Annotated in this window: 29 protein-coding genes and 1 tRNA gene; 12 read left to right on the top strand and 18 right to left on the bottom strand. The window is 58.0% G+C overall.

The genetic code is table 11. The annotated features are described in order from the left end of the window. Positions 1-95 precede the first annotated feature (95 nt). The 5 genes from HRU82_10545 to HRU82_10525 are packed head-to-tail and all read right to left on the bottom strand — an operon-like array spanning position 96 to position 4,213. Positions 96-767 carry a response regulator transcription factor gene (locus tag HRU82_10545; protein ID QOJ35359.1) on the bottom strand — a complete coding sequence of 224 codons (672 nt, stop codon included), beginning with the start codon at positions 765-767 and terminating at the stop codon, positions 96-98. Continuing rightward, positions 754-1,869: a hypothetical protein gene (locus HRU82_10540; protein QOJ35358.1), complete on the bottom strand. Its 1,116-nt coding sequence runs from the start codon at positions 1,867-1,869 to the stop codon at positions 754-756. Before HRU82_10540 ends, HRU82_10545 begins: the two co-directional genes overlap by 14 nt. A 55-nt stretch (positions 1,870-1,924) precedes the next feature. Continuing rightward, complete coding sequence (gene nrdR / locus HRU82_10535) at positions 1,925-2,389, bottom strand: transcriptional repressor NrdR (GenBank protein ID QOJ35357.1); 465 nt, start codon at positions 2,387-2,389, stop codon at positions 1,925-1,927. Between the two features lie 15 nt (positions 2,390-2,404). Further along, a complete protein-coding gene (locus tag HRU82_10530) occupies positions 2,405-3,682 on the bottom strand; it encodes a serine hydroxymethyltransferase (protein ID QOJ35356.1) in 1,278 nt (425 codons plus the stop codon). 57 nt (positions 3,683-3,739) lie between these two features. Continuing rightward, positions 3,740-4,213: a 50S ribosomal protein L9 gene (locus tag HRU82_10525; GenBank protein ID QOJ35355.1), complete on the bottom strand. Its 474-nt coding sequence runs from the start codon at positions 4,211-4,213 to the stop codon at positions 3,740-3,742. Positions 4,214-4,356: 143 nt separating this feature from the next. On the opposite strand from HRU82_10525, the gene HRU82_10520 reads away from it, so the two are divergent. Both HRU82_10520 and HRU82_10515 read left to right on the top strand, forming a co-directional pair. Continuing rightward, a complete protein-coding gene (locus tag HRU82_10520) occupies positions 4,357-5,826 on the top strand; it encodes a hypothetical protein (protein ID QOJ35354.1) in 1,470 nt (489 codons plus the stop codon). 64 nt (positions 5,827-5,890) lie between these two features. Next, positions 5,891-5,977: transfer RNA gene (locus tag HRU82_10515), tRNA-Leu, on the top strand. A 66-nt stretch (positions 5,978-6,043) separates the two neighbouring features. On the opposite strand, the gene HRU82_10510 is transcribed toward HRU82_10515, so the two are convergent. The 4 genes from HRU82_10510 to HRU82_10495 form a co-directional block, all read right to left on the bottom strand. Continuing rightward, on the bottom strand, positions 6,044-7,189 hold the full coding sequence (locus HRU82_10510) for a site-specific integrase (GenBank protein QOJ35353.1): 1,146 nt from the start codon (positions 7,187-7,189) through the stop codon (positions 6,044-6,046). A 29-nt stretch (positions 7,190-7,218) separates the two neighbouring features. After that, on the bottom strand, positions 7,219-7,473 hold the full coding sequence (locus tag HRU82_10505; protein ID QOJ35352.1) for a hypothetical protein: 255 nt from the start codon (positions 7,471-7,473) through the stop codon (positions 7,219-7,221). A gap of 449 nt (positions 7,474-7,922) precedes the next feature. Further along, positions 7,923-8,216 (bottom strand): hypothetical protein, encoded by a 294-nt coding sequence (locus tag HRU82_10500; GenBank protein ID QOJ35351.1) that lies wholly within the window; start codon positions 8,214-8,216, stop codon positions 7,923-7,925. A gap of 5 nt (positions 8,217-8,221) precedes the next feature. Beyond that, a complete protein-coding gene (locus HRU82_10495) occupies positions 8,222-8,374 on the bottom strand; it encodes a hypothetical protein (GenBank protein ID QOJ35350.1) in 153 nt (50 codons plus the stop codon). A gap of 102 nt (positions 8,375-8,476) precedes the next feature. Between HRU82_10495 and HRU82_10490 the strand changes: the two genes are divergently transcribed. After that, positions 8,477-8,656, top strand: coding sequence for a hypothetical protein (locus HRU82_10490; GenBank protein ID QOJ35349.1), 180 nt, complete (start codon positions 8,477-8,479; stop codon positions 8,654-8,656). A 50-nt stretch (positions 8,657-8,706) separates the two neighbouring features. Here HRU82_10490 and HRU82_10485 read toward each other — a convergent pair whose 3' ends face one another. The 8 genes from HRU82_10485 to HRU82_10450 all read right to left on the bottom strand — a co-directional run bounded on the left by HRU82_10485 (position 8,707) and on the right by HRU82_10450 (position 13,177). Continuing rightward, the gene (locus tag HRU82_10485) at positions 8,707-9,054 is read right to left on the bottom strand and encodes a hypothetical protein (protein ID QOJ35348.1); all 348 of its coding nucleotides are present in this window, start codon (positions 9,052-9,054) and stop codon (positions 8,707-8,709) included. A 2-nt stretch (positions 9,055-9,056) separates the two neighbouring features. Further along, positions 9,057-9,410, bottom strand: coding sequence for a hypothetical protein (locus HRU82_10480; protein QOJ35347.1), 354 nt, complete (start codon positions 9,408-9,410; stop codon positions 9,057-9,059). 169 nt (positions 9,411-9,579) lie between these two features. Then, positions 9,580-9,882: a hypothetical protein gene (locus HRU82_10475; GenBank protein QOJ35346.1), complete on the bottom strand. Its 303-nt coding sequence runs from the start codon at positions 9,880-9,882 to the stop codon at positions 9,580-9,582. Positions 9,883-9,947: 65 nt separating this feature from the next. Beyond that, complete coding sequence (locus HRU82_10470) at positions 9,948-10,502, bottom strand: hypothetical protein (protein QOJ35345.1); 555 nt, start codon at positions 10,500-10,502, stop codon at positions 9,948-9,950. Further along, positions 10,502-11,428, bottom strand: coding sequence for a hypothetical protein (locus tag HRU82_10465; GenBank protein ID QOJ35344.1), 927 nt, complete (start codon positions 11,426-11,428; stop codon positions 10,502-10,504). Before HRU82_10465 ends, HRU82_10470 begins: the two co-directional genes overlap by 1 nt. Before the next feature lie 3 nt (positions 11,429-11,431). Beyond that, on the bottom strand, positions 11,432-11,671 hold the full coding sequence (locus tag HRU82_10460) for a helix-turn-helix domain-containing protein (GenBank protein QOJ35343.1): 240 nt from the start codon (positions 11,669-11,671) through the stop codon (positions 11,432-11,434). A gap of 141 nt (positions 11,672-11,812) precedes the next feature. Next, complete coding sequence (locus tag HRU82_10455) at positions 11,813-12,433, bottom strand: hypothetical protein (GenBank protein QOJ35342.1); 621 nt, start codon at positions 12,431-12,433, stop codon at positions 11,813-11,815. A gap of 333 nt (positions 12,434-12,766) precedes the next feature. Next, positions 12,767-13,177 carry a hypothetical protein gene (locus HRU82_10450; protein QOJ35341.1) on the bottom strand — a complete coding sequence of 137 codons (411 nt, stop codon included), beginning with the start codon at positions 13,175-13,177 and terminating at the stop codon, positions 12,767-12,769. Between the two features lie 692 nt (positions 13,178-13,869). Here HRU82_10450 and HRU82_10445 point away from each other — a divergent pair. From HRU82_10445 to HRU82_10430, 4 genes are all read left to right on the top strand, one after another. After that, complete coding sequence (locus HRU82_10445; protein QOJ35340.1) at positions 13,870-14,838, top strand: hypothetical protein; 969 nt, start codon at positions 13,870-13,872, stop codon at positions 14,836-14,838. Positions 14,839-15,052: 214 nt separating this feature from the next. Beyond that, positions 15,053-15,616 (top strand): hypothetical protein, encoded by a 564-nt coding sequence (locus HRU82_10440; protein ID QOJ35339.1) that lies wholly within the window; start codon positions 15,053-15,055, stop codon positions 15,614-15,616. Between the two features lie 18 nt (positions 15,617-15,634). Further along, a complete protein-coding gene (locus tag HRU82_10435) occupies positions 15,635-16,507 on the top strand; it encodes a glycosyltransferase (protein QOJ35338.1) in 873 nt (290 codons plus the stop codon). A gap of 4 nt (positions 16,508-16,511) precedes the next feature. After that, a complete protein-coding gene (locus HRU82_10430; GenBank protein ID QOJ35337.1) occupies positions 16,512-16,937 on the top strand; it encodes a ribonuclease HI in 426 nt (141 codons plus the stop codon). On the opposite strand, the gene HRU82_10425 is transcribed toward HRU82_10430, so the two are convergent. Further along, the gene (locus tag HRU82_10425; protein ID QOJ35336.1) at positions 16,934-17,851 is read right to left on the bottom strand and encodes a MerR family transcriptional regulator; all 918 of its coding nucleotides are present in this window, start codon (positions 17,849-17,851) and stop codon (positions 16,934-16,936) included. The genes HRU82_10430 and HRU82_10425 overlap by 4 nt on opposite strands. A gap of 134 nt (positions 17,852-17,985) precedes the next feature. Here HRU82_10425 and HRU82_10420 point away from each other — a divergent pair, with 134 nt between their 5' ends. From HRU82_10420 to HRU82_10400, 5 genes are all read left to right on the top strand, one after another. Continuing rightward, complete coding sequence (locus tag HRU82_10420) at positions 17,986-18,270, top strand: hypothetical protein (protein QOJ35335.1); 285 nt, start codon at positions 17,986-17,988, stop codon at positions 18,268-18,270. A gap of 51 nt (positions 18,271-18,321) precedes the next feature. Beyond that, on the top strand, positions 18,322-19,281 hold the full coding sequence (locus HRU82_10415) for an SUMF1/EgtB/PvdO family nonheme iron enzyme (protein ID QOJ35334.1): 960 nt from the start codon (positions 18,322-18,324) through the stop codon (positions 19,279-19,281). Positions 19,282-19,343: 62 nt separating this feature from the next. Then, positions 19,344-20,402, top strand: coding sequence for an SUMF1/EgtB/PvdO family nonheme iron enzyme (locus tag HRU82_10410; protein ID QOJ35333.1), 1,059 nt, complete (start codon positions 19,344-19,346; stop codon positions 20,400-20,402). A 64-nt stretch (positions 20,403-20,466) separates the two neighbouring features. Beyond that, positions 20,467-20,820 carry a hypothetical protein gene (locus HRU82_10405; protein ID QOJ35332.1) on the top strand — a complete coding sequence of 118 codons (354 nt, stop codon included), beginning with the start codon at positions 20,467-20,469 and terminating at the stop codon, positions 20,818-20,820. Continuing rightward, a complete protein-coding gene (locus HRU82_10400) occupies positions 20,817-21,680 on the top strand; it encodes an SUMF1/EgtB/PvdO family nonheme iron enzyme (GenBank protein ID QOJ35331.1) in 864 nt (287 codons plus the stop codon). The genes HRU82_10405 and HRU82_10400 overlap by 4 nt, the downstream gene beginning before the upstream one ends. Positions 21,681-21,818 lie beyond the last annotated feature (138 nt).

Here is a 21,818-nt window from a genome sequence, read left to right as displayed (position 1 = left end):
GCGGTCGAACTGCTCACGCCGAGCGGGCTGATACCAACCACCTCACAGTGCGCATGCGCACTGGCGTGTGCCCGCGCACGCAATCCCGACGCGGATTACGGCCTGGGTTCCAGCTCGATCAATCCCTTTCGAATGGCCAAGATGGCCGCCTGGGTCCGGTCATACACCTGAAGCTTATGGAAGATGTTACGCACATGGTTCTTCACGGTCTTCTCGCTCAAGTCCAAGCTGTTGGCGATTTCCTTGTTGGTTTTTCCATCGGCGACCAACCGGAGCACCGTGATTTCCCGTTCGGTCAGATCATGTTCGACCCAGGCGGGCTTTTTCCCCTTCTTTTGCGCCATGAGGGAGAACTCCGCGAGGATCTTGCTCGCTACGGAGGGATGGATGAGGGATTCGCCGCGGTAAATGGCCCGGATGGCCGCCACGATTTGGGATGACTCGGAATCCTTGAGGAGATAACCCGTGGCCCCGGCCCGTACCAGATCGAAGATGTACTGCTGCTCTTCGTACATGGTAAGGGCCACGATGCCGATGTGCGGAAATTCACGCTTGATCTGCCTGGTCGCTTCGACGCCGCCCATGCGGGGCATACTCACGTCCATTAGCACGACGTCGGGCAGCAACGTCCTGGTTTTTTCCACCGCTTCCACGCCGTCTTGCGCTTCTCCGACGACGTTGATGTCCTCCTTGGTCTTGAGGATGGCGGCCAGACCTTCGCGAACGACGCGATGATCATCGGCGATCAGGACCTTAATTTTTTCCATTGCGAATGGTCTCCTTGTCGGCTAGCGGCACACGCAAGACGATCTTTGTGCCGCGTCCCTTCTTCGAGTCGATGGTTGCCTCTCCGCCCACGAGCCGCGCCCGTTCCAGAATGCCGCGAATGCCGAAGTGGTCCCATTTTTCGGGATCGCGGAGGACCGTGTCCATGTCGAATCCGATCCCATCGTCGATAATGGTGACTTGCAGCAGGTTCTCGCGAATGTCGAGCTGCACGGACACCCGGTCCGCTTTGGCGTGTTTCTGGACGTTGCTGAGCGCCTCCTGCACGATCCGGAAGAGGAAGATTTTCGTGCGCGGGAACAGGACCGTTTCGTCTCCGGTGACGGAAAACGCGGTTTTGATGTGGTATTGCGTTTCGTAGGACTTGAGATAGTTGGTGAGGGCGGGGATCAACTCCATCTTGTCGTAATGGAGCGGGCGCAGATTGAAGATCACCTGTCGTGCCTCCTGAATCGCCATCTTCAGCTGAGCTTTCGACTCGCGCAGGGTCGCGAGGCTGGCCTTGGGATTCTTCCGGATCAGCTCCTGCGACAGTTCCAACTTGAAGTTGACGCCGGCGAGGCTTTGCACCAGACCGTCGTGGATTTCGCAGGCGATGCGGGTACGTTCTTCCGTCACCGCGGCGCCGGTTTCTTTGACGTAGAGGCGGTAGAGCGACTGGTATTTGTTCAGGGTCTTCTCGATTTCCGCGGTGGCTCGAATGCGGGCCTCGATCAACTGCCACATGAACTTGGCGCTGGCGCCGCCGATGACGGCCACGCCCATACGGCGGATGTCTTGGAGAAATTCGCCGACTTCCGGATTGCCGGAGACGTCGATGACCAAGTCGACCGGTCCCATTTTCAGCAGTTGACGGTAGCTCCGCGTGACGCGGATGTTCAGGCGTCTGGCCAGGCCGATGCCCGGAGCTTGGGGGCTGATGTCCGCGACGCCCACGATCCGGACCAGCGGATCGTTGGCGAAAATCTCCATCAAGGCGGTGCCGCCGCGGCCGGCGCCGATGATGGCCACATGGGTGGCACCCGAGGCCCGGCGGCGTCGCAGCGTTTTTCGTCGTTCGCGTAAAGTCTTGGTCGTGGCCATGGGTTCGCTGATGCCGGGGCTGCGAGGGCCGTCCCGGCGGTGGAAGGGGCAGCCCTTAACGCTCTCGGCGCTGCTGGGCCAGGGCTTTGATTTCGTCCATGAACTGGTCGATGTCTTTGAAATCCCGATACACGGAGGCGAACCGCACGTAGGCCACCTGATCGAGTTGCGACAGCTCCTTCATGACCTCTTCGCCGATGGAGGTGCTGACGATTTCCGTTTCCCCCATCTCTTGGATCCGCTTTTCGATGCGATCGGTGACCGCCTCGATGGTGGCCGTACTGATCGGGCGTTTTTCGCAGGCCTTCTTGAGGCCGGAGACGATCTTGCCGCGGTCGAAGGGTTCCCGGCGTCCGTCCTTCTTCACCACGACCGGCATGGTTTCTTCGACCCGCTCGTAGGTCGTGTACCGGCGTTTACACGACAGGCACTCGCGCCGCCGTCGAATGACCTCGCCTTCCTTGGCCATCCGTGAATCGACGACTTTGTCTTCGACATCGTCGCAGAAGGGACACTTCACCGGCGCACGTCCTGCCTATGAGGGAGACGCATCGTAGGCATGAAAGATGGGGAAGCGGTTGCACAGCGCCTTCGCTTGCGCCCGTACGTCAGCCTGCACCTGCTGGTCTTGCGGATATTGCAAGACGCGGTCGATGAGGGCCACGATCTCCCGCATGTCGGCCTCCCGCATGCCGCGGGTGGAAACGATAGGGCTGCCGATGCGGATGCCGCTCGCGACCGCCGGCGGTTTTTCGTCGTAGGGGACGGCGTTTTTGTTGACGATGATGCCGGCGGCATCCAACGCGGCGTCGGCCTCCTTGCCGGTCAGACCCTTATTGGTCAGGTTCACGAGCATCAGATGCGTATCGGTGCCCCCGGACACGATCTTGTATCCTCGATCGATCAGGCCTTGGGCCAGGGTGCGCGCGTTGGCCAGCACCTGCTGCTGGTAACGCTTGAAGGCGGGAGACAGCGCTTCCTTGAAGGCGACGGCCTTGGCGGCGATCACGTGCATCAGCGGTCCGCCCTGCAGGCCGGGGAAAATGATCTTGTCGACGGCCTTGGCATGTTCGGCCTTACACATCGTCACGCCGCCCCGCGGTCCCCGGAGGGTCTTGTGGGTCGTGGTGGTGACGAAATCGGCATAGGGCACCGGGTTGGGGTGCAGCCCTGCCGCGATGAGCCCTGCGATATGCGCAATGTCGACCAGTAGGTAGGCGCCGACCGATTTGGCGATTTCCTGGAATTTGGGAAAGTCGAGCGTGCGGGCATAGGCGCTGGCCCCGACCACCAGCATGCGCGGTCGACATTCCTCGGCGATCTTTTGCACCGCGGCATAGTCGATGGTTTCGGTTTGGCGATCCACGCCGTAGGAGAACGCGCGGAAGATGGTCCCGGAGAAATTCACCTTGCTGCCGTGGGTCAGGTGTCCGCCCTGCGCCAGGTCCAAGCCCAGGATCGTGTCGCCGGGCTTGAGCACGGCGAGGTACGCGGCCATGTTGGCTTGAGAGCCGGAGTGTGGCTGCACATTGACGTGTTCGGCGCCGAAGATCTGCTTGGCCCGCTCGATGGCCAAGGTTTCGACGGTATCGACGTGTTGGCAGCCGCCGTAATAGCGTTTGCCGGGATAGCCCTCGGCATACTTGTTGGTCATCAAGCTGCCTTGGGCGGCCAACACGGCCGGGCTCGCGAAATTCTCGGAAGCAATCAACAGGAGTTTGTCCCGCTGACGCTCCTCCTCGGCCGTGATGGCCGCATAGGTCTCAGGGTCGGTTGCTTTCAGCGCGTCCAACGAACCGATCAGATCCTGCATGGGTCCTCCGAGCACGGCGGACGAGGCCGAACGCCGCGCATGATTTGGCACAAGGGCTTAGGCCGTCGCGGCCGCTTCCGGCTCTTCCTGTTGCTTCACCACGTGCACCGCGATGCTGGCGGTGACCTCGCGCGGGAGCTTGATGGGGATCGTGAAGGTCCCCAGTTCCTTGATGGGCTGGGCGAGCTGAATCTTGCGACGGTCGACGGTGTGGCCCTGTGCGGCTAAGGCTTCCGCGATGTCCTTGGCGGTGACGGAGCCGAACAGCTTGTCGTCTTTTCCGACCTGGACCGAGATCGTGAGCGAGACGGCGCTGATCTTCTTGCCATGGGCCTCGATTTCCAGCTTTTCCTTCTTGGCCTTTTCGGCGGCGGCCCGCTTGGCATGTTCGAATTCCTTGATGTTGCGGCTGTTGGCTTCCACCGCCTTGCGGCGAGGCAAGAGGTAGTTTCGGGCGAAGCCGTCGGAGACATCCAGGAGGTCGCCGAGGTCGCCTACGCCTTCGAGGGTTTCTTGGAGAATCACCTTCATACTGCAACTCCTTCTGTTGGAAAGGGAAAAAGCATACTGAGGGGCTGTGCAAAAGTCAATTGACTCGCCGCACTGCCGCCCCAGTGGACAGGCTCTTTCCCGAGTCATTAAGATACGGCGCCGAACCACCCGGGACCTGCCGCATGACGACGATTCCTGAGACCTTGCCTGATTTGTTGGAGCAGCTGGCCCTTCAATTGGAGCGGGAAGCCGCTGCCTCCGCGACATCCGAACCGGATCAGACGGTGGTCGTGACCGGTGGTCGCCGGATCCAGACGGTCGGCACGCTCCATCTCTACGAGTTTGTCCTGCCCCCTAATCTGTCTGTGGGGCTGGATGTTCCGGTGACCGTGTTGTTGGGTGAGGAGGATGAACCGACGGAGGGGCTCATCCTTGCCCAGGAAGGAGAGCGCCTGGTGGTGCAAACCTTCGACGCGGTCGGTGACGTCGTCCCCAGAGCCACCCTGCTGCCCGATGCGGCGGGATTTGCGCAGACGGCCGCCCATCGCTTGCATGAGATGAGCAAGGCCGGCGGCTCCTATACGTTGGGGCCCGCGGAACGTCTATTGCCGCTGTTGGCGGCCGGTCAGGTGGGGGATCGGGCTGCACTGGAAGGCTTGACCGCCACCTCGGTCCTGATGCCCTTGTGGCATGGCGATGTGGCTGCTCGGCAGCAGAAGGTGGCCTCCCTCGTCATTGAGTTGATCCGGGCCAACAAGCGCCTGCTTTTGGTCACGCCGGATCACCACGATGCCGACCGCATCACCCTCCAGATCGCGCGGGTCATGAAGGCGGCCGGGCTGACCTTTAAGAGCTGGGTCAGCCGGTACGAGCTTGCCATCAGCCAGGACAGCGGCGGCATTCCCCTTTCCGACCTCGGCTTCGAAGCCCAAATGCACCAGTTTTATGCCAAGGCTCGATCCGAAAAGGCGGCGCTACGCAAAAAGTACGAGCGGTTTCGCGAACTGACTCCGCTGCTCGCCTATAAGGCGCAGAAGCAAAAGGATCTGGATGAAGTCCGGCTGTTGGAATGGCGCTTGATGACGCATCTGAGCGAGCTGCAGGCCAAGATCACGGAAATCGATCAGACGCTGGCCGCGTACGAGCAACTGCCGATCTGGAAGCGCCTCTCGATGCAGGCCGTGGGGAAGAATGTCGAATCCTTGCGGGAGTATAAGGCCATCTATGACCGGCAGAGCGCGGGCTTGCGCCAGGAAATCGACATTGCCAAGGCGCGCATCGCCGAGTTGATTCCGGAGGCGACGGTGCCCAAGGACCTGAAGCCGGAATTCGCCGAACTCAAAGAGGACGTGTTGAAGTTGGGCGGCACCAAGAAGATTCGAGAGCTGTTGGCGGCGCAGGAGAACACCAATCGACAAGCCTTCGTGCAGAACCGGCGAGTGATTGTGACCACCGCCTCACGGGTGGCGGTAGATCCCCTCTTTCGCCGCGTGCGCTTCGACGTCCTGATTGCGGACGACGCTTTCAGGATCGGCAGTCCCTACCTGTTGGCCGCGGCCGGCTTGGTGCGAGAACGAATCGTCCTAACCGGCGACCTCGCCGAGTTGAGCGAGAAGGGGCGGTGGAACATCAGCGGTCGGCTCCGCCCCTAGATTTTCCTCCCGCTCACCTTGACGGGTTCCGACCGATCAGCGATAATTCGCCTCCATTCCTCTGGCCGAAGTGGCGGAATTGGCATACGCGCATGGCTCAGGACCATGTGGGCGAAAGCCTGTCCGGGTTCAAGTCCCGGCTTCGGCACCATACCCCCTAGACTGTAAACTTGTCAGTGGTTTAGACCGTTCAAGCTGTTCGATTGCAAACAATCCGCTAACCGTGCAGCAATCGCCCCAACTTTGCCGCTGCTTCCTGCTGCATGGAGGGGAGGGCATGCGCGTACACGTTCAATGTAATCTCGATCCGCTTGTGTCCTAGTCGTTCTGATACCACCTTCACCGGAACCCCTTCCTTGAGTGCCAAGGTCGCGCACGTGTGGCGAAGCCCGTGAAAGGTGATCGGCTTCACGCCGGCCGCTTTAATAAGCCTGGCAAACTCGCGTTGCCCGATATTATTCAAGGTGAGGGGTTGCCCGAAGTCGCGCGAAAAAACTAGGCCATGGTCTCTATAGGACGTTCCAAGAAGCAGTTTTTGAGCGGCCTGCGCAGCTTTCTGCTTCCTTAAGACCTCGATTGTCTTTTCGTCTAGCTGAACGGTCCGGGATTTCCCGTTCTTCGGTGGGCCAAATAATGGCTCTTCCCGGACCTTCACCAGCTGGCGCACGATCGAGATAGACCGTCGTTCAATATCAACCTCCGACCATTTGAGCCCGCAGAGCTCTGCTTTTCTGGCTCCGCTATCAAGGGCCACAGAGTACAAGGCGGCCGCATGCGTGCTATGCGCCTTAGCCGTATCGAGGAACTTTCTCGCCTCTTCAGGCTCCCAGCAGTTCTGAAGGATGTTTTCGTGTCCATCCCTGCGCCGAGGCTTGCCTATCACCAGCGATGCCGCGTTTCGGGGTATCAGATCCTGCATGGTGGCCGCTTTCAAGGCACTATGCAGAATCGTGTGATGCTGTTGCAGAGTGGCCGGCGCCACCTTCTCCGACTGGTAATACGCTTGGAGATGGCTCGCCCTGAGATCACAGAGCCGATATTGACCCAAAACGGGCTTCAGGTGACGCTCTATGACGGATCGATAGGTTTCATAGGTCCTGAGCCGTTTGTGCGGCTGGATGGCCGATTTCAGCCATTCCTCCAGCCATTCACCGAGGGTCATGCGTGAAGGGCTGATCACTTGGCCCCGGCTTAGGTTGTGTAACATGTTAGTCAGTTCGGCCTGAGCCTCTTTCTTGGTCCCTCTAACCGTCTTCCACTTCTGGATGCGTTTCAATTTTCCCGTGGCCGGGTCCACTTTCCGGCCGACGTCTAGGACGATGGTCCAACTGCCTTCCGATCGTTGAAAGATGTGGCCGCGCATAGGTACCTCTTGAAAGGAACTTGTGAGATTTATTTTTCGTTTTCTGCTTCGAATTTCGCCTGCAAAGTTGCCAAGCTGGCAAAGCAGGCGCCGAGATCATTGGCGGCGGCATGAATGGGGATACCTGCATTCTGAAATTGTTCGAATGTAATGTAACTGGCATCCTTCGTCGTGAATTCTCGACAGGACTTCGCCAATCGCTCAGCCGCTTCTGCGACATGGCTTGTCGCTGTCATGATTTCATTCATTCTGTCTGGATTCATCCGGAAGTCTTTGCTTGGCATAATTGTCCTTTCTTGTGGTTATTTCACGAGCCGGAGGCCGTTATCCTTTTGTGGGTCTTTTTCTTCACTGGTTCGAGGCATTCCGGTGTATGAGACTTTGACTCGGTTATGCGCGTTAAGCTCCAAAGCTGTCGCATGAAGCATGGACAACCGAAACGCTATGTCAGCAGACGAGCTGATGCCTTCTGAGGGGAATTCGATGTGCAGGAAACGACCAGGCTTCTTCTTCGCCATGAATCACCGTCCCTTCTTAGATCTGCTCTTCTGGTAACGGGTGTATTCCACTCGTGCTAAGTAGGCTTCCGGGTAGTGCCGGCGTGCTTGCCTAAGTTCTTTTTGTGCGTCCCTGAGGCTGCTCGACTGATAGCCGCACGGGTCGAATGGATAGCCTGGCACATCACGAACAACCTCATAATTCACATGTGGTTTCGCCATGAGTCACCGCCCTTTCAAATATTAGTCGTCCGAGTTTCAGCAATCGTTTTCTCTAGTCGTTTGATTTGATCATTGGCATCGCCGAGAAGACTCACCATCTGCTCGACCTCATTCCTGAATCGATCCATGTTTGTGCTGATAAGGTTCATGGCACTCACAAAATCGCGTTCGTTGATACTTCTGTCGGTGCCATCTCCGAGATAAGCAACCATCCGGCATAAACTGGCTAACCCATTCACCTCGTCTGACAGGTCGCAAGCTCTCCCTTCAGCTCTTCCTAATGCTGTCTCTTGGCCTACATCGTCCATGTTCTTCACCTGCCTTTCTGGCTCTTCTGAGCCTGGTTGAAATGTTGGGTTAATAGGTGCCGGATCAGGCCGGCTGCCGTGATTCCCTCTGCGCGCAAAGCATCAAGTTTCGCCTTGAGCAATGAAGGGATCTGGATGTTAAGACGTGTCATTTTCATAATGGTCTCCTGTGCAGATGTGATAGTGTTACCACGTTACACTGAATGGTGTCAAATCATGTCACTTGACTCATGCGACATGCTTCAGTATCGTCCGCTCCCATGCCAGGCGAAGAAGAAGCAGAAAAAACAAAACAACAGATAGGAGCGAGGGTTGATCACGAGCTTTTGACGGAAGTCAGAATCTTGGGGCTTCGACAGCGCCGAAGGTTCAACGAGCTCATAGAGGAAGCCTTGAAGGATCTTTTGAAGAAGTACGCGACCTCTAAAAAAAAGGCGTAATTGTCTAACGTGTGTGACAGGGAACACATTTCAGCATTAGCAAATGGTTATCACGATCTGTAAGCCGCACGATTGACGCGCCTCAAAAACGCGGTGCCGAACTTCACCTTCGGCAACAGGGCCCCGCCCCCGGCCCAATAGGGCAGCTCATCCCATTTCGATCCGGTACGGATGCACTCCTGCCAAATCGGAATCATGGATTCCCACTGTGCAGGCGTCACCGTTTTAGGAAGCACCATCAACGCGCATCCGGGCTGGATGTATCCCGCTTCAAACGCCTTTTCGATGGCTTCTTCGGAGGTCATCTCCAAGGAATCGAATTGGATGTAAGCAACCTGAGGAGCGCCAGGTTTCTGACCTGCTAAACGGTCCAGCCGGCTGCGCAGCGAGCGATTCATCTCTAGGCCTCTCCGTACATCTTCGCGTGAAGTGCGTTCCATTCGGTCGAACCTTTGAGCACGCGCAACTCTCGGTTGTGGTACATGACCACGCATATCGGTTGGCCTTGGCTCTGCGCTTCCTCGCGTACAAAGTCGATCTGTGCCACGTCGATGTGGGCGCCTTGGACGAAGCAAAACGAGGTAGGGAAAAGGGCCTGCAGCTCTGTCCATTTGGGAGAGTCAGAGCGGATCTCAAATTTGCGGGACGCGTAGTAGACATCAATCCGCGGTGTGTCGAAGTGCTGCGGTTCTTCCTTGATGAACTGGATCTTTTCAAGGTCAACGTGCATGTCTTCGATCTGAATAAATTTCATAAGGGTCTCCGATCATCGATAAAAATGGACGGCTTTCTCTCTTCATGGTTGTAGTTCTGCCAACGGGCAAGCCACTCCTCCAGCGTGCAGGGATTCGGAACAGCGAGGGCTCCACTGCGCCCACTCTTTCCCTTCTCCAATCGTTCAAGTCGTGTCAGTGCTGATCGCTTCATTTGCTCACCGAAATTTGGATGACTCCACCGTCATGATTTCCTTGGCGTCCTTCCAGTTCTGCTAGTCGGCGCTCAAACTCGACCTTCTCAGCTGCGTCAATCATCTTTCCGCCCAAAAAGCCCATGCAGTTAGCCTTGCGAATGGTCATCCTGCCCTTGTCGACTTGCAGCAGGCAGTAGCGAAGCATGCGAAACACATCACCGACGTTTGCCAGATCTCGCCATTCCTGGGGTATACCCCGTATAGTTTTCTCTTTACGTTTCATATTCTTAGCTGGCACTAAGGCCTCTCTTGCCATGCTCTTTCCCCTTACCGCTCCGGCGTTGGTTCATAAGTGACCACTTGCATAGAGCCTCCTGGTTGTTAGGCAATGATTCGAAGCTTTGGCAAAGTGACGCCTTCAGGAATTGAATAATCGGGAATTAGTTTCTGAGCGTGCTCCGCTGGTATCCGTCCAAGGCGTACTGCTTCCTCAAGCGCTCCCTGCCGGCCATGCGGATCATGTCCCAGCGACACCCGCCATTTTGGACTACGCTTCTGATCTCGCGCCTCAGCAAGGGCTTTTGAATAGGCCTCTTTGAACGCAAGACGAGCCGCAACCTTGTCATGAGCTAGATGCCTTGCCACTCCGAAGGCTTCTGCCATTTCGCCAGTCCAGACCACTGAACGGTCTTCATCGCTCAGCAATCCCGCGATCATGGCCCAAGCCTCTTCAATTCCGGGATGTCCACTCGGGATGCGATCGATGATGTCAGCCAGCGTAATTTTTCGAAGCTCTTTTCGGCAGCGCGCAAGGGCCTTGAGGACATCTCCTAGCGGATAGTCCAGGAGTTCACTGACGATGGTCGCAAGACCGATATCCGGCATTTCTTGCCCAACAACGGCAAAGGTTGCGGCTACTGCTTTTGCCAACTCCACTACGCACCTCCTTGAGTTTTCATCATGGCCGTGACGCGTTTGACCTGTTCCATCACATCGTCCCTTCTTTCGGCATTTTTGGCTTCTCCGGTCGTAGCCTTCACACCCGTCTGCCACTGCGTCTTCAGACCAGTACAATCCTTCAACAACAACTCGACGGGGTGCCTCTCTGAAACGTAGGAGGGCTTGTTGTGATCCACGTAAAATGCGGCAACATGAGGGGCCACCTCTGGGCCCAATCGATCAACCAATTTGGCTAACACTCCATTGACCTTTTTATCTCGGTGTGGATCGACCCCATACCGAAACCGGTAGGCTGCTGAATAGGCATCCCAAGTTCCTACGGTCTTACCTTCGACAACCTTCACCAGTGGCCGCGCGCCGGATTTAGGCGCAGCGGCATATTGCTTCTGTTCCTGTTCTTGATCCTGCTCCTGAAGATGCTCCTGATCCTGCTCCTGGCTTCGAAGGGGCTTCTGTGGGGCTTCGGAGGGGCTTACATCCTGAAGGTGATATGCCTCGCGGTAGAGTTCTAGGAATCGATTGAAAAACGGATTCTTTCTGAGGGGTTCGAGCTGCTTTTTGATACCCACAACTCTCTTATCCGGCCCATCCTTACCCATGGTCAGACTGCTTCCGATCTGGTAATGCGCCATGCGAGCCACGAACACATACTCAGACTCATGGTCATATTCTGCGAAGCCCACTTCAGAGAGACATTGAAGGGCCTTCGAAGCCCCTTCTAAGGTCATCCCCGTTTCATGAGCTAGGACAGGAATGGGAAGGTAATAAAGACCCAACATGTTCGACCCCGGAGCCGTCTGCAGATAGAGCGCGACGACCTGAGCATTCAGGCCAGCCTTCCTGATCTTCTTGCCTGTCTCGCCGGTCCAAAACGTTGGCGCGACCTTTCCGTATTCACGCATGGACTAGCAGCCTGGCCCAGTGGTATCAGCAGGTCTTAGGGATTCTTTGGGGATTCTGACCAAACGTCCAAATCGCCTGCATGGAAGGGAGCCACGTTTGCAGAGGTCATAAACGGTGACAAGTCCGGACTGGAGATATCTGGCTGCCTGTAACGGCGAGACCCAATCAGGCAAGTCACCAAATGTCAGTGGGGGACCGAGATGCCGACGGTTTCTGGTGCGGGCTGAATTGCTTTTGTGCATAGGACCTCCCTTTCTGCGTGGTGTTCCGTTGCTTTCGCTTGGAACAGTACCGCACGACAGACGAGAGGTCAGGGGGGCAAGAAATTTAAAAAGGTACTTTTCTGGGGGTTTTATCGAAAGATAGACTGTTTTGAGAAGCTTCTAGCGGGGAAACGATCGGCGCTCATTCTGGGCTTTAAGCAGCCCGCCTAGCACCCACTGATCATACTGTGACTCCCAATTCTTATAGCGCTTTGTAAATTTTTCGGGTAACACCTCATGCGGTAACTCCGGTGGCAACATGCCCATTTTTTCCTTCACCCATTTCTGCACCTCCGGTTGCTCTCGACAAATGGCACCCCAGCAAACAATCCAGCGCAACATCGCAAAAGAGTTCTGGCTTTTAAATAGATAGGGGGTTAATCCCAGCGGCAACTGATCGAGCGAAAATCTTTCGGAAATTAGTCCCTCGACTAACCACTCCCTCGCATGTTTCGAAAGAGTGGTTCCGCTAATATTCTTGGTTGTCGCCGACAAGCGGTCAGAAAGTATTTGTACAATTTTCCCAAGCGTCAGATGGCTAAAATCGTTCTGCTTTTGCTTAGCTAAACGTTCGCAGGCCTCGATAATTATCAAACGTTGGGATGGCCGGCCCATATGTATAGGCCGGCCAGGGTGATGTTGCTTCCAGATCGCCCGAGCACGCCTTGAAGCGGCCTTCAGGAAATCTTCCAGGCTGGTCTTGGCTGGGTCTGGTAGGTCATCGAAGGTTGGTTCGTTCATGCCTGCTTACAAACGGAGATGCTAAACCGTAATAGCCGAAAACCTAGGTGCTCCACTATGATAGCCGAAAGAGCAAGAACTGAAAACCCGTATGGATAGAGCCTTTGCGTAATAGTCGAAATTAAAGCAGTATTGCTTGCTGTATCCCGGCTTCGTCACCATCCCTTCCTCTTCCTAGCCCCTATCGACCTCGAGAACTTGTGAAGTGTGTAGTGCCTCGTCCGGTGATGGCACCCGTCTGCGCGGTGAGCGCCTAGTCGTGATCCGGTGTGTTCACCCTGGAACTGATTCAGCTCCAGGGTGAGGGGGAGCAGGATGGGGCAGCCAGAGCAGTTACCTTGTCGGTGCGACTGCCCGAAGAGTGCCCGGCTCGATGGCCATGCCACCGGGAACGGCGGATTTCATCCGTGCGTTGTAGCCGAGGACCACCGGTTGGGCAAAACAGAGGCTGGCACTCTTGCCGGGATCCAGTTCGGTCACCTCGCGTGTGCTGCCGAAGGCGTTCGAGAAGCCACGATCGCAGGACAACAAGCCGTTCTTCAGGCCGGGGATGTCGATCCTGACTGGAAGTGTGCGGTGATTCACCCACCGAATCTCGTCGCCGACGTTCACCGTCAGGTCGGCGGGCATCATTTTGTCCTCAAATTTGACCTCGTGGATGACCGCCGTTCTCGACGTTTGCGGCAAGCCCGCGCATCCGATGAACAAAGCCGCCACCGCTGCTGCATGAATGATGGTTTTCATTTTTACCCTCCCTCCGAACATGGTGGTTGCGCGTGATCTGCGAAGTGTGAACGGCGCGCGCGATCACGCGCTGCATTGGGGAATGTTTCGACTCCCCACGGTATCTGTACGTATCTACCATGCGGAACGCGCCTTCGCATCGGTGTCACGGAGGCTTTTGTGCGGGCCAGGGTCTTTTTCGGTTCTATCAAGGGGGGCGTTTGGCAGGGCACGGGGGAATTCCCTAGCCGGACCGGTTCACGCGATCCGTATAGTGGGCGCGCGATGTAAGGCCACAACTCGTGGCGCGACACATTACGCGCACTTCAAGGGACGCCCATGCGCATTCATGCTTTCCTCTCTCTCACGGCCTTTCTCTTGGCGAACGGTGCAACGGCACCCGCTGCTGTCGCCGAGGAGAATGGCGCCATGCTGAGCCGAGCATGGATCCAACCTTCCGACTGCGACACGGAAGCCGTGCGGTGATGGATCGCATCTGACGACGGATTCGTCACTTGACGATGAGGCGTCGTTTGGTTTCGTCACCTGGACGTGGTTCGAGCCGCCTTCTGGCCGCGTTCTTCGTTTCATCAACGAGTTTGCGCAACTGTGCCGCCGGGAACGGGGCTTGCGATGTGTCGTGGGTAGTCGCGCATGGCGACACAGGACATGCGCGAACGGGACCTACACATCATTCACAAGGAGGACGCATCATGACCAACCATCATCCCATTGAACCCTCAACTCACCGCCACACCCCTCACGGCCTTTCGGTGTCGGGGGCTATGCTGCTGGGCCTGCTCGTGGCTGCCTCACCCGCGTTGGCCGATCAAGGCGGCACGCATTCGCATCGGCCGGGGACACATATGAAGGTCAGCGGCGTGGTGTCACAGGTCCAAGGCGATCTCATCACGGTGAAGACGCCCTGGGGCAAGGTGCGCTTCTCCTCCGGCACCGCTCCGAAGAGTCTGGCGGTCGGCGAGGAAGTGGAAATGCAGGTGAACGAGAATAACGTGGTGGTCGATGTGCATCGCAAGGGAGAAGCCGCTCATGCTCATCGGTTCGTATCCGGCAAGTTGGCCTATGCCTCCGTCGACCGCAAGGAGATCAAGCTCTGGACGCTGGAAGGCGAACAGGCCTTCGCCGTGCAAACGGGTCGCTCGCAATTGTCCGGCATCGAAGAGGGCACCCAGATCACGGTGGAACTGAATGAGGCCGGTAAGGTCATCGATATCCATCGCATGACCGTCGAACTCGAGATCGACGAGCAACCGCACACCAAGTCCGGCTATCACCTGACCTTGAACGGAGAGGTGACGAAAATCCAGTCGGGGTTGGTGTATGTGAAGACACCCGTGGGGCAGTACACCATCAACGCGAAGACGGCGCCGTCTGACGCGGCGGTTGGGGATGAGGTGACCCTGTGGTTGAACGAGGAGAACATGGTTATCGACCACCACGGCAAACACAAGAACAAGGCGGGCGCGCATCGTCTGATCACCGGCAAGTTGATCTATGCGGGCTTGACCAAGAAGGAAATCAAACTTTGGACGCCTGAAGGCGATAAGGTGTTCCCGTTGGATCGGATGGAGGTGAAAACGAAACCGATCGCGGAGGGAGCTCTGGTCACCGTGGAGCTGGATGAGAACGGAACGGTGATCGATCTGCGCAAGACGGAGTAAGGTGTCTGGGGGATCGGTCGTCCAGAAGACGATGGTCGATCCCCTGAGGGCCCGTCCTTCTCAAAGGGGATGCCTACGCTTGAGCCTGGCCGACCAAGTGGTATATAGGTGTCACTCTGCATGGGCAGCCCAGAGCAAGCGGACCATCCGGGAGACAAAGAGAAACCATGGCTGCGATAGCTTTCCTCGCCTCCTTCCGCGGATTATGCCGTAGATGACTGGCGGCGGTTCTGAACGATTCTGGCTTGATCGACCTGTCCCCTCCGAGGTGACGGAGGCGCTTCGCACGGGCCTTGTCCTGGACATCGGCTGCGGTTCCCTCAAGCAGCTGGGTACGGTCGGCGTTGATCAACGAGCCGTGCCGGGCGTCGATGTCGTCTGCGATTTCGAGCGGGGGCTCCCCTTCAAGACCGACAGTGTAAGGGCGGCCTACTCGATCCATTCCGTGGAACATATGCGTGATTTGATCACCTTCATGGTGGACCTCTATCGCGTCTGCGCGCCCGGGGCGCGGGTTTATATCAAGACCCCCTATTACACGTCCCGCAAAGCCTTCCTCGACCCGACGCATGTGCGGTTCATGACGGAGGAGAGTTTCGAATATTTTAAGTCGCCCAATTATTACGGATTGCCGACGAACTTTCGGACGGTCGCGATCGAGTTCGGCATGCGAAAGCCGTTCGCGTATCTGCCGGCCTATGTTCAAAAACGCGCCCGGCGATATCTGTGGAATGTGTGTGAGGAGATGACGGTCATCTTGGAGGCGGTCAAACCGTAGCGGATGGTTGAGCCGGTCGTGAGCATCGTGATCCCTCTGTACAACGCGCGGGATGTCATTCAAGAGACGATCCGGAGCGCCTTGGCGCAGACCTATCGGGATTTCGAAATCGTCGTCATCAATGACGGCTCGACGGATGGCTCGGGCGAGCTTGTGGTCGCATTCGGGGACCAGGTTCGTTATCTCCGGCAGTCCAACGGCGGGGTGGCCCAAGCGAGAAATCGCGGCATCGCCGCCGCACGTGGGCGATACGTCGCTCTACTGGATCACGACGACCTGTGGGATCCCGAGAAACTCGCCAGACAAGTTGCGATTCTGGACGCCCAGCCGACGGTCGGCATGGTGGTGACGGACGTGGCCCATCTGGATCGAGCCGGACGCCCGATGCATGAAATCGGGCCGGCCTCTCAGCCACAGCATGAATTCGCGCGACTCTTCGTGCAGGGCTTTGTCCCGACACCGTCGGCCACGCTCATTCGCAAGGCCGTGCTCGAGAGCGTGGGCGGATTCGACGAACAGTTCAATTCCGCCGGCATGGACGACCATGAATTATGGACCAGGATTGCCGCCGCGACCACCATCGTCGGGATTCCCGAGCCCTTGACCTATCACCGCAATCGTGAGATCAAGCCGCCCGACATTGCCCTCGGCCACCGGCCCCTCCTGATCGAACGCTTGATGACACGGTTCGGGACAGATCCCGAGAAACGCCGGTATCTTCAACGCGAACGAGCGTTCTACCTGGCGGACCGGGGCAAACATCTGGTCAAGGGAGGACAGGCCCGCGAAGGCCGAGCCGCGTTGCTCGAAGGGCTGGCGCTAGGCTTGGGAGAAGGCCGAAGTCTTAAAGCGGCCTGGCGGTGCCTATCACGCTGGTGTCGATCATGGTGAGGCGATGAACGGAGGTTGCGTGCAGATTTATACCGACGGCAGTTGTCTGGGGAATCCCGGGCCAGGGGGCTGGGCCTACATCATCCATGATGGAGAGCAGCGGCGGGAGGGATGGGGGCACTGTCCCGACACCACCAACAATCGCATGGAAATGACGGCTGCGATCGAAGCGTTGAGGGTGTTGCCGCCGTCGCAATCGATCGTGCTGCACTCGGATTCGCAACTGTTGATCAAGACCATGACGCTGGGTTGGAAACGCAACAAGAATCATGACCTCTGGGCGGTCCTGGACCAGTTGGCGGGACGGCATCAGATCAGCTGGCAATGGGTTCGCGGACACAATGGCCATCCTGAGAACGAAGCCTGTGATGCGTTGGCGCAACGGGCGGCTTCTCAGGGATTTCGTCCCAGGGAGACCGAAGTCCCTTAACTTGGAATAGTTGAACGTCTCGTGAGCTGTTCCAACTTGGCATCCAACTCTCCGAACCCTTCCAGTACTTCGATGTGAGCCCGATTGAAATGGTCCCGCATGGCCAATGCGCCGTTGCCGCCGGCCACGACGGTGGAAAACGGACAGACCTCGTACGCCAGCGCCTGCACCACGTCGGCGGCGCGCGCATCCGGGAAGGCAAGAGGAAAGGACAAGATCGTCAGGTTCGGCTTCACTTCGCGGCAGAGCGCACTCAGCGAAGCGACCGGAACGTTGGATCCTAGGTAGTAGACTCGGCAGCCGCGCACGCGGCACCGATAGGCTAGAGCCAGGGCGGCGAGGTTGTGTTCTTCCCCGGGCGGGCAGGCGACGATGACCTTCGCGCCGAACTCGGCGACGGGGAGCTGATTCAGCGCCGCGAACATCTTCTGCTGGATCTGATTGGTCACGTAATGTTCGGTAGCGATATGGATGCGCCCGTCGTGCCAGAGCTGTCCCACCTGCTCCTGCAGCGGCACGAGGATGCCGTGGAGCGCTTCTTCGAACGGCACGACCGCGACCGCCCCGTTCAAGCGCTTTTCGAACGTGATCCGGTCGAGCGGGGTCAACGCCGCGAGCAGCTCCCGCAGCAGCCGATCAAACGTATTGTCTACGATCGCCGTGCGCGGCGTTGCGACCCGTGCACGATGCAGTAATTCTTCCCGCCCCAGTTTTGCCAAATCGCCGATCGACGTACCGGCATCGAGCTGTTCCTTCAGATAACGCAGCAGTGCCACATCCTCATCCGAATAATTGCGGTACCGATTGGCTCCTCGCGTTGGCTTGAGAAGTCCAAATCGGCGCTCCCAAACCCGGATCACATCCTTCGACAGCCCGGTAAGCTTCGCAACTCTATGAATTCTATGAGCATTCATCGTTCATTGGAATTATATTCACATGTCTAATGTTTGTCAAATATTTAATATATAAACACTTGACACATTGGACATTAGAGGTTATACATTAGACATACTCGTTACAAAGATTGAACATTAAGAAGGAGGTCAACATGGCGATGGCGGGGCGAGGCGGCAACAGAGAGGCTCTCAGAACGGTAGATCATCGAGGGTGTGAAACCGCTTGCACCCGCTGCGAAGGGTTGCTTGTGCGGGATTGCCACATGGATGTGCTGGCCACGATCGGCGAACTGGACTCTGAAACCATGCGTTGCGTGCAATGCGGGGACGTCGTCGATGCAGTCATTCGGCGCAAGCGGCATTTCCGTGTTATCTCGACTGCGGAACGGTTGATCTCCCAGCCGGCAGTAGCCATCCAAGGGCAGGTTCCGGTCTAACAGGTCCTTAACTCGCCAGGGAATGCCCTGGTCACTATCAAGGAGGGGGTCATGCGGAGACACACATTGTTGCAAGTGGGACTCGGGACAGTGCTGGTTGCAGGCTCACTCTCGTTGGCGAATGCCGCCGAGACGGTAGCCGAGAAGGATATGGTGAAGATTCCCAGGGGGGAATTCGCCATGGGCAGTAATGAACATTCGGATGAAACGAAGCACCAGGTCGTTCTCGATGCCTATTTGATCGACAAGTATGAAGCGTCGAACGCCCGCTACAAGGAGTTCATGCGGGCGACTGGTCACCCTGCCCCAGCCTACTGGGACGATCCGCGGCTCAACGGTCCGACTCAGCCGGTGGTCGGCGTGAGTTGGACGGATGCGAACGCATTCTGCAAGTGGGAGGGGAAACGGCTGCCGACTGAGGCGGAATGGGAACGGGCCGCTAAGGGCCCGGAGGGAGACAATCATTATCCTTGGGGCCACCACCTAGACCCCAAAAAGGCCAATTACGGACAGAACGTCGGCCGCACCATGCCGGTGGATTCCTATCCCGAGGGCGTGAGCGGGTTTGGCGTCTTCAACATGGCGGGCAATGTCTTCGAGTGGGTCGAAGACTGGTACGACCCGAAGTACTACAAGAGCAGCCTCGCGCTGAATCCTCGCGGCGCCGAGAAGGGATACAACTTCGCCAACCAGGGCCCGGTCAAGGTGCTGCGCGGCGGATCTTGGCTGGCGCCGGAGACCTCACTGCATACGAGCCATCGATTCTGGAATCAGCCGGAGAACAATTCCTACGGCGTTGGGCTGGGCTTCCGCTGCGCGAAGTCGGTCACCGCCGTGTCCGAAGAGTCGATCCAGGCCGCTCGTGAGGCGTTCATCCAAGCACTGGTCGCCATGGGGGCAGAGAAACAAGCCGATGCTATGGCCTCAATCGAGAAAGCCCTCTCCCTGGATCCGAACAATGCGGAATACCAGGCAACCCGAGAGCTGATCAAGAAGAGCACAAAAAAGTAGTCTCCTGTCGGGAGGGAGCGGCGCAGCCGCTCCCTGCTCAGGATGACGCAGAGGAGGCGTCTATGAAGACAATCGAACGCATCTTACAGGTTGGAGTGATCACGACGCTCTCGCTGTTCAGCGCGGCGGCGCAGGCAGAGGACCCGCTCGTACCCAAGGACATGGTCTATGTAGGTCATGGGCCGTCAGTGATGGGTCTCGATCATGAACAGCAGACCGAGTCGAGCAAACGGCTCACCGCCTATGACAAGCGCATGAAGACTCCCTGGTCGGCCGAGGCGTTTCATGACGAAGGGCCGGCTCACATGGTCTTCTTGGATTCCTATCTCATCGACAAGTACGAGGTCTCGAACAAGGACTACGGCGAGTTCATCATGTCTACAAGCCACCCGGCTCCGGCCTACTGGGATGACCCTCGTCTTAATACACCGCACCAGCCGGTGGTGGGGGTGAATTGGTATGACGCGAAGGCCTATTGCGAATATCGTGGCAAGCGGCTGCCGACGGAAGCCGAGTGGGAAAAGGCCGCGCGGGGCCCTAATGCCAACCTGTATCCATGGGGCAACGAGTTCAATGCCGCCAAGGCCAATTACAACCGCCAGCGGGAAGCGACGCTGCCTGTGGATGCCTTGCCGGAGGGAGCCAGTTATTACGGCGCCTACAATATGGCAGGGAACGTCTTCGAGTGGGTGAACGATTGGTACGACCCGCAATACTACGGAAAGTTGCAGACCATGGTGAACCCGACCGGTCCGGAGAAACCGCTCTGGATCGGCGGCACCGGGACCTACGTCGATCGCCTCACGGTCGGCGAGAAGCGCGTCATCCGGGGAGGGTCGTGGATCGCTCCTGAGGGCACGGTCCGTTCGACACATCGGTTCTGGAACCACCCGCTCAACAACAGTTACGGCGTGGGGTTGGGGTTCCGCTGCGCGAAGGTGGCACCGCCCGAGCTTGAACAGCTCATCAGGGACACATACATCGTTGCGCTGGTCGAGATGGGCCGTGAGCGGTTTGCCGAAGCCCAGCAATCGGTGAACCGGGGCTTGGCCCTGGATCCGAAGAGTGTCGAGCTGCTGGAGTTGAAGGCGCTCATCGAACAGTCGTTGAAACAGCGATGAAGGCGACGGCGGCCGGTCGCCCGCTCGCCGACATGAGGGAGGCAGAGTTATGAGGGGCTCACGAATGGGTTCTCTGATCGGTGGTATCGCACTCGTGTTGAGTACGGCAGTGACGCAGGCGGGTCCCATCGATAGCTCCCGCCATCCCCATCCGGACGCGCTCCAGATGGTCCACGAAGCCGAGCATAGCGTGGACCATGCATGGGAGGTGTATCACCGTGCGGCGTTGGGCGGGACGATTGCCTCGCCCGCGCTACAAGCGCAAATCGAGCAACATCTCCACGAAGCGAGAACCCTCGTGCCCCAGGCACAAGAAGCCGCCGACCGGGGAGAAGTCCAGCAGGTAGGTCGCCTGGTCGGGGAAATCAAAATGCATACGGCCCGGGCCATCGAAGGGAGCAAGGAGCAGAAGAAATGACACATGTTTTCATAAGGAGGAGACCGAGCCATTCGTCGATCGGCCTATTCGCTGCGGTGGCCTGCGCGGTCGCCCTGTCGCCGGTCTTCGCAGCGGCCCCGGTCAAGGAGCTGGACCCCGTTCCCATGGTCACCATTAAAGCGGGGTCCTTCCTGATGGGCAATGACAACCCCCAGGGCCGGGCCGATGAATGGCCACAACGCATGGTACACGTCGACGCCTTCACAATCGATCAGGTGGAGGTGACCAACGAGCGCTACATGGCGTTTGTGACCATGACCGGGCACCGCAACCCGCCGAACCCCTATGGCACCGGTTCGTTGACCTCGCCGAAGGGAATCGAACAACTGCCTGTCGTACAAGTGACTTGGTACGACGCGAAGGCTTACTGCACTTGGGCAAAAAAACGTTTGCCGACGGAGGCGGAATGGGAAAAGGCGGCGCGCGGTACGGATGGGCGTCAGTTCCCCTGGGGAAACGACCAGCCGAGCCTGCTGCGGGCCAATTACGATCGCGAATGGGATGGGGAGAAGACCATGCATCCAGTGGGTACAAAGCCGGAGGGCGACTCCCCCTACGGCGTCAAGGATATGGCCGGTAACGCTCGGGAGTGGGTCCAGGATTGGTACGACCCCGACTACTACGCCAGTGCGCCGACCCGGAACCCAGTGGGCCCCGACAAGGGCGTCGTTCGGGTGATTAGAGGAGGGTCGTGGCACAGCCCGGTCTCGGACATCGGTGCGGCGGCGAGGGGGCGCGGTGGATTCGCGCTGCAGACCCACGGTACGGGCTTCCGGTGCGCGCGCAGCCTCGAGGCGGCTCAGCAGGGCCATGCGAGTCAGGAGGTCGGCGCGAAGTGAGTCGGACATGAACCGACGGTTCCAGCAGCGGACGCTGGTTCTCATGAGAGGTACCGCGACTCCGCACGCGGTGCTCCCTGAGGCAGACGGGTCTCTCCCTCGGAGGGACCTGTCTCCTCGGTGGGTCCAATCGCTCAA

It is taken from the genome of Nitrospira sp. (assembly GCA_015709715.1).
Lineage (GTDB): Bacteria > Nitrospirota > Nitrospiria > Nitrospirales > Nitrospiraceae > Nitrospira_A.
Note: the sequence above shows the minus strand (reverse complement) of the source record. Positions and strands in the feature narration are given on the sequence as shown.

Excerpts from the sequence above, each read along its gene's own strand:
- HRU82_10545 (QOJ35359.1), bottom strand. The coding sequence starts at position 767 with ATGGAAAAAATTAAGGTCCTGATCGCCGATGATCATCGCGTCGTTCGC.
- HRU82_10540 (QOJ35358.1), bottom strand. The coding sequence starts at position 1,869 with ATGGCCACGACCAAGACTTTACGCGAACGACGAAAAACGCTGCGACGC.
- HRU82_10530 (QOJ35356.1), bottom strand. The coding sequence starts at position 3,682 with ATGCAGGATCTGATCGGTTCGTTGGACGCGCTGAAAGCAACCGACCCT.
- HRU82_10525 (QOJ35355.1), bottom strand. The coding sequence starts at position 4,213 with ATGAAGGTGATTCTCCAAGAAACCCTCGAAGGCGTAGGCGACCTCGGC.
- HRU82_10520 (QOJ35354.1), top strand. The coding sequence starts at position 4,357 with ATGACGACGATTCCTGAGACCTTGCCTGATTTGTTGGAGCAGCTGGCC.
- HRU82_10510 (QOJ35353.1), bottom strand. The coding sequence starts at position 7,189 with ATGCGCGGCCACATCTTTCAACGATCGGAAGGCAGTTGGACCATCGTC.
- HRU82_10505 (QOJ35352.1), bottom strand. The coding sequence starts at position 7,473 with ATGCCAAGCAAAGACTTCCGGATGAATCCAGACAGAATGAATGAAATC.
- HRU82_10500 (QOJ35351.1), bottom strand. The coding sequence starts at position 8,216 with ATGGACGATGTAGGCCAAGAGACAGCATTAGGAAGAGCTGAAGGGAGA.
- HRU82_10495 (QOJ35350.1), bottom strand. The coding sequence starts at position 8,374 with ATGAAAATGACACGTCTTAACATCCAGATCCCTTCATTGCTCAAGGCG.
- HRU82_10490 (QOJ35349.1), top strand. The coding sequence starts at position 8,477 with ATGCCAGGCGAAGAAGAAGCAGAAAAAACAAAACAACAGATAGGAGCG.
- HRU82_10485 (QOJ35348.1), bottom strand. The coding sequence starts at position 9,054 with ATGAATCGCTCGCTGCGCAGCCGGCTGGACCGTTTAGCAGGTCAGAAA.
- HRU82_10480 (QOJ35347.1), bottom strand. The coding sequence starts at position 9,410 with ATGAAATTTATTCAGATCGAAGACATGCACGTTGACCTTGAAAAGATC.
- HRU82_10475 (QOJ35346.1), bottom strand. The coding sequence starts at position 9,882 with ATGGCAAGAGAGGCCTTAGTGCCAGCTAAGAATATGAAACGTAAAGAG.
- HRU82_10465 (QOJ35344.1), bottom strand. The coding sequence starts at position 11,428 with ATGCGTGAATACGGAAAGGTCGCGCCAACGTTTTGGACCGGCGAGACA.
- HRU82_10460 (QOJ35343.1), bottom strand. The coding sequence starts at position 11,671 with ATGCACAAAAGCAATTCAGCCCGCACCAGAAACCGTCGGCATCTCGGT.
- HRU82_10455 (QOJ35342.1), bottom strand. The coding sequence starts at position 12,433 with ATGAACGAACCAACCTTCGATGACCTACCAGACCCAGCCAAGACCAGC.
- HRU82_10450 (QOJ35341.1), bottom strand. The coding sequence starts at position 13,177 with ATGAAAACCATCATTCATGCAGCAGCGGTGGCGGCTTTGTTCATCGGA.
- HRU82_10445 (QOJ35340.1), top strand. The coding sequence starts at position 13,870 with ATGACCAACCATCATCCCATTGAACCCTCAACTCACCGCCACACCCCT.
- HRU82_10440 (QOJ35339.1), top strand. The coding sequence starts at position 15,053 with ATGACTGGCGGCGGTTCTGAACGATTCTGGCTTGATCGACCTGTCCCC.
- HRU82_10430 (QOJ35337.1), top strand. The coding sequence starts at position 16,512 with ATGAACGGAGGTTGCGTGCAGATTTATACCGACGGCAGTTGTCTGGGG.
- HRU82_10425 (QOJ35336.1), bottom strand. The coding sequence starts at position 17,851 with ATGAATGCTCATAGAATTCATAGAGTTGCGAAGCTTACCGGGCTGTCG.
- HRU82_10420 (QOJ35335.1), top strand. The coding sequence starts at position 17,986 with ATGGCGATGGCGGGGCGAGGCGGCAACAGAGAGGCTCTCAGAACGGTA.
- HRU82_10415 (QOJ35334.1), top strand. The coding sequence starts at position 18,322 with ATGCGGAGACACACATTGTTGCAAGTGGGACTCGGGACAGTGCTGGTT.
- HRU82_10410 (QOJ35333.1), top strand. The coding sequence starts at position 19,344 with ATGAAGACAATCGAACGCATCTTACAGGTTGGAGTGATCACGACGCTC.
- HRU82_10405 (QOJ35332.1), top strand. The coding sequence starts at position 20,467 with ATGGGTTCTCTGATCGGTGGTATCGCACTCGTGTTGAGTACGGCAGTG.
- HRU82_10400 (QOJ35331.1), top strand. The coding sequence starts at position 20,817 with ATGACACATGTTTTCATAAGGAGGAGACCGAGCCATTCGTCGATCGGC.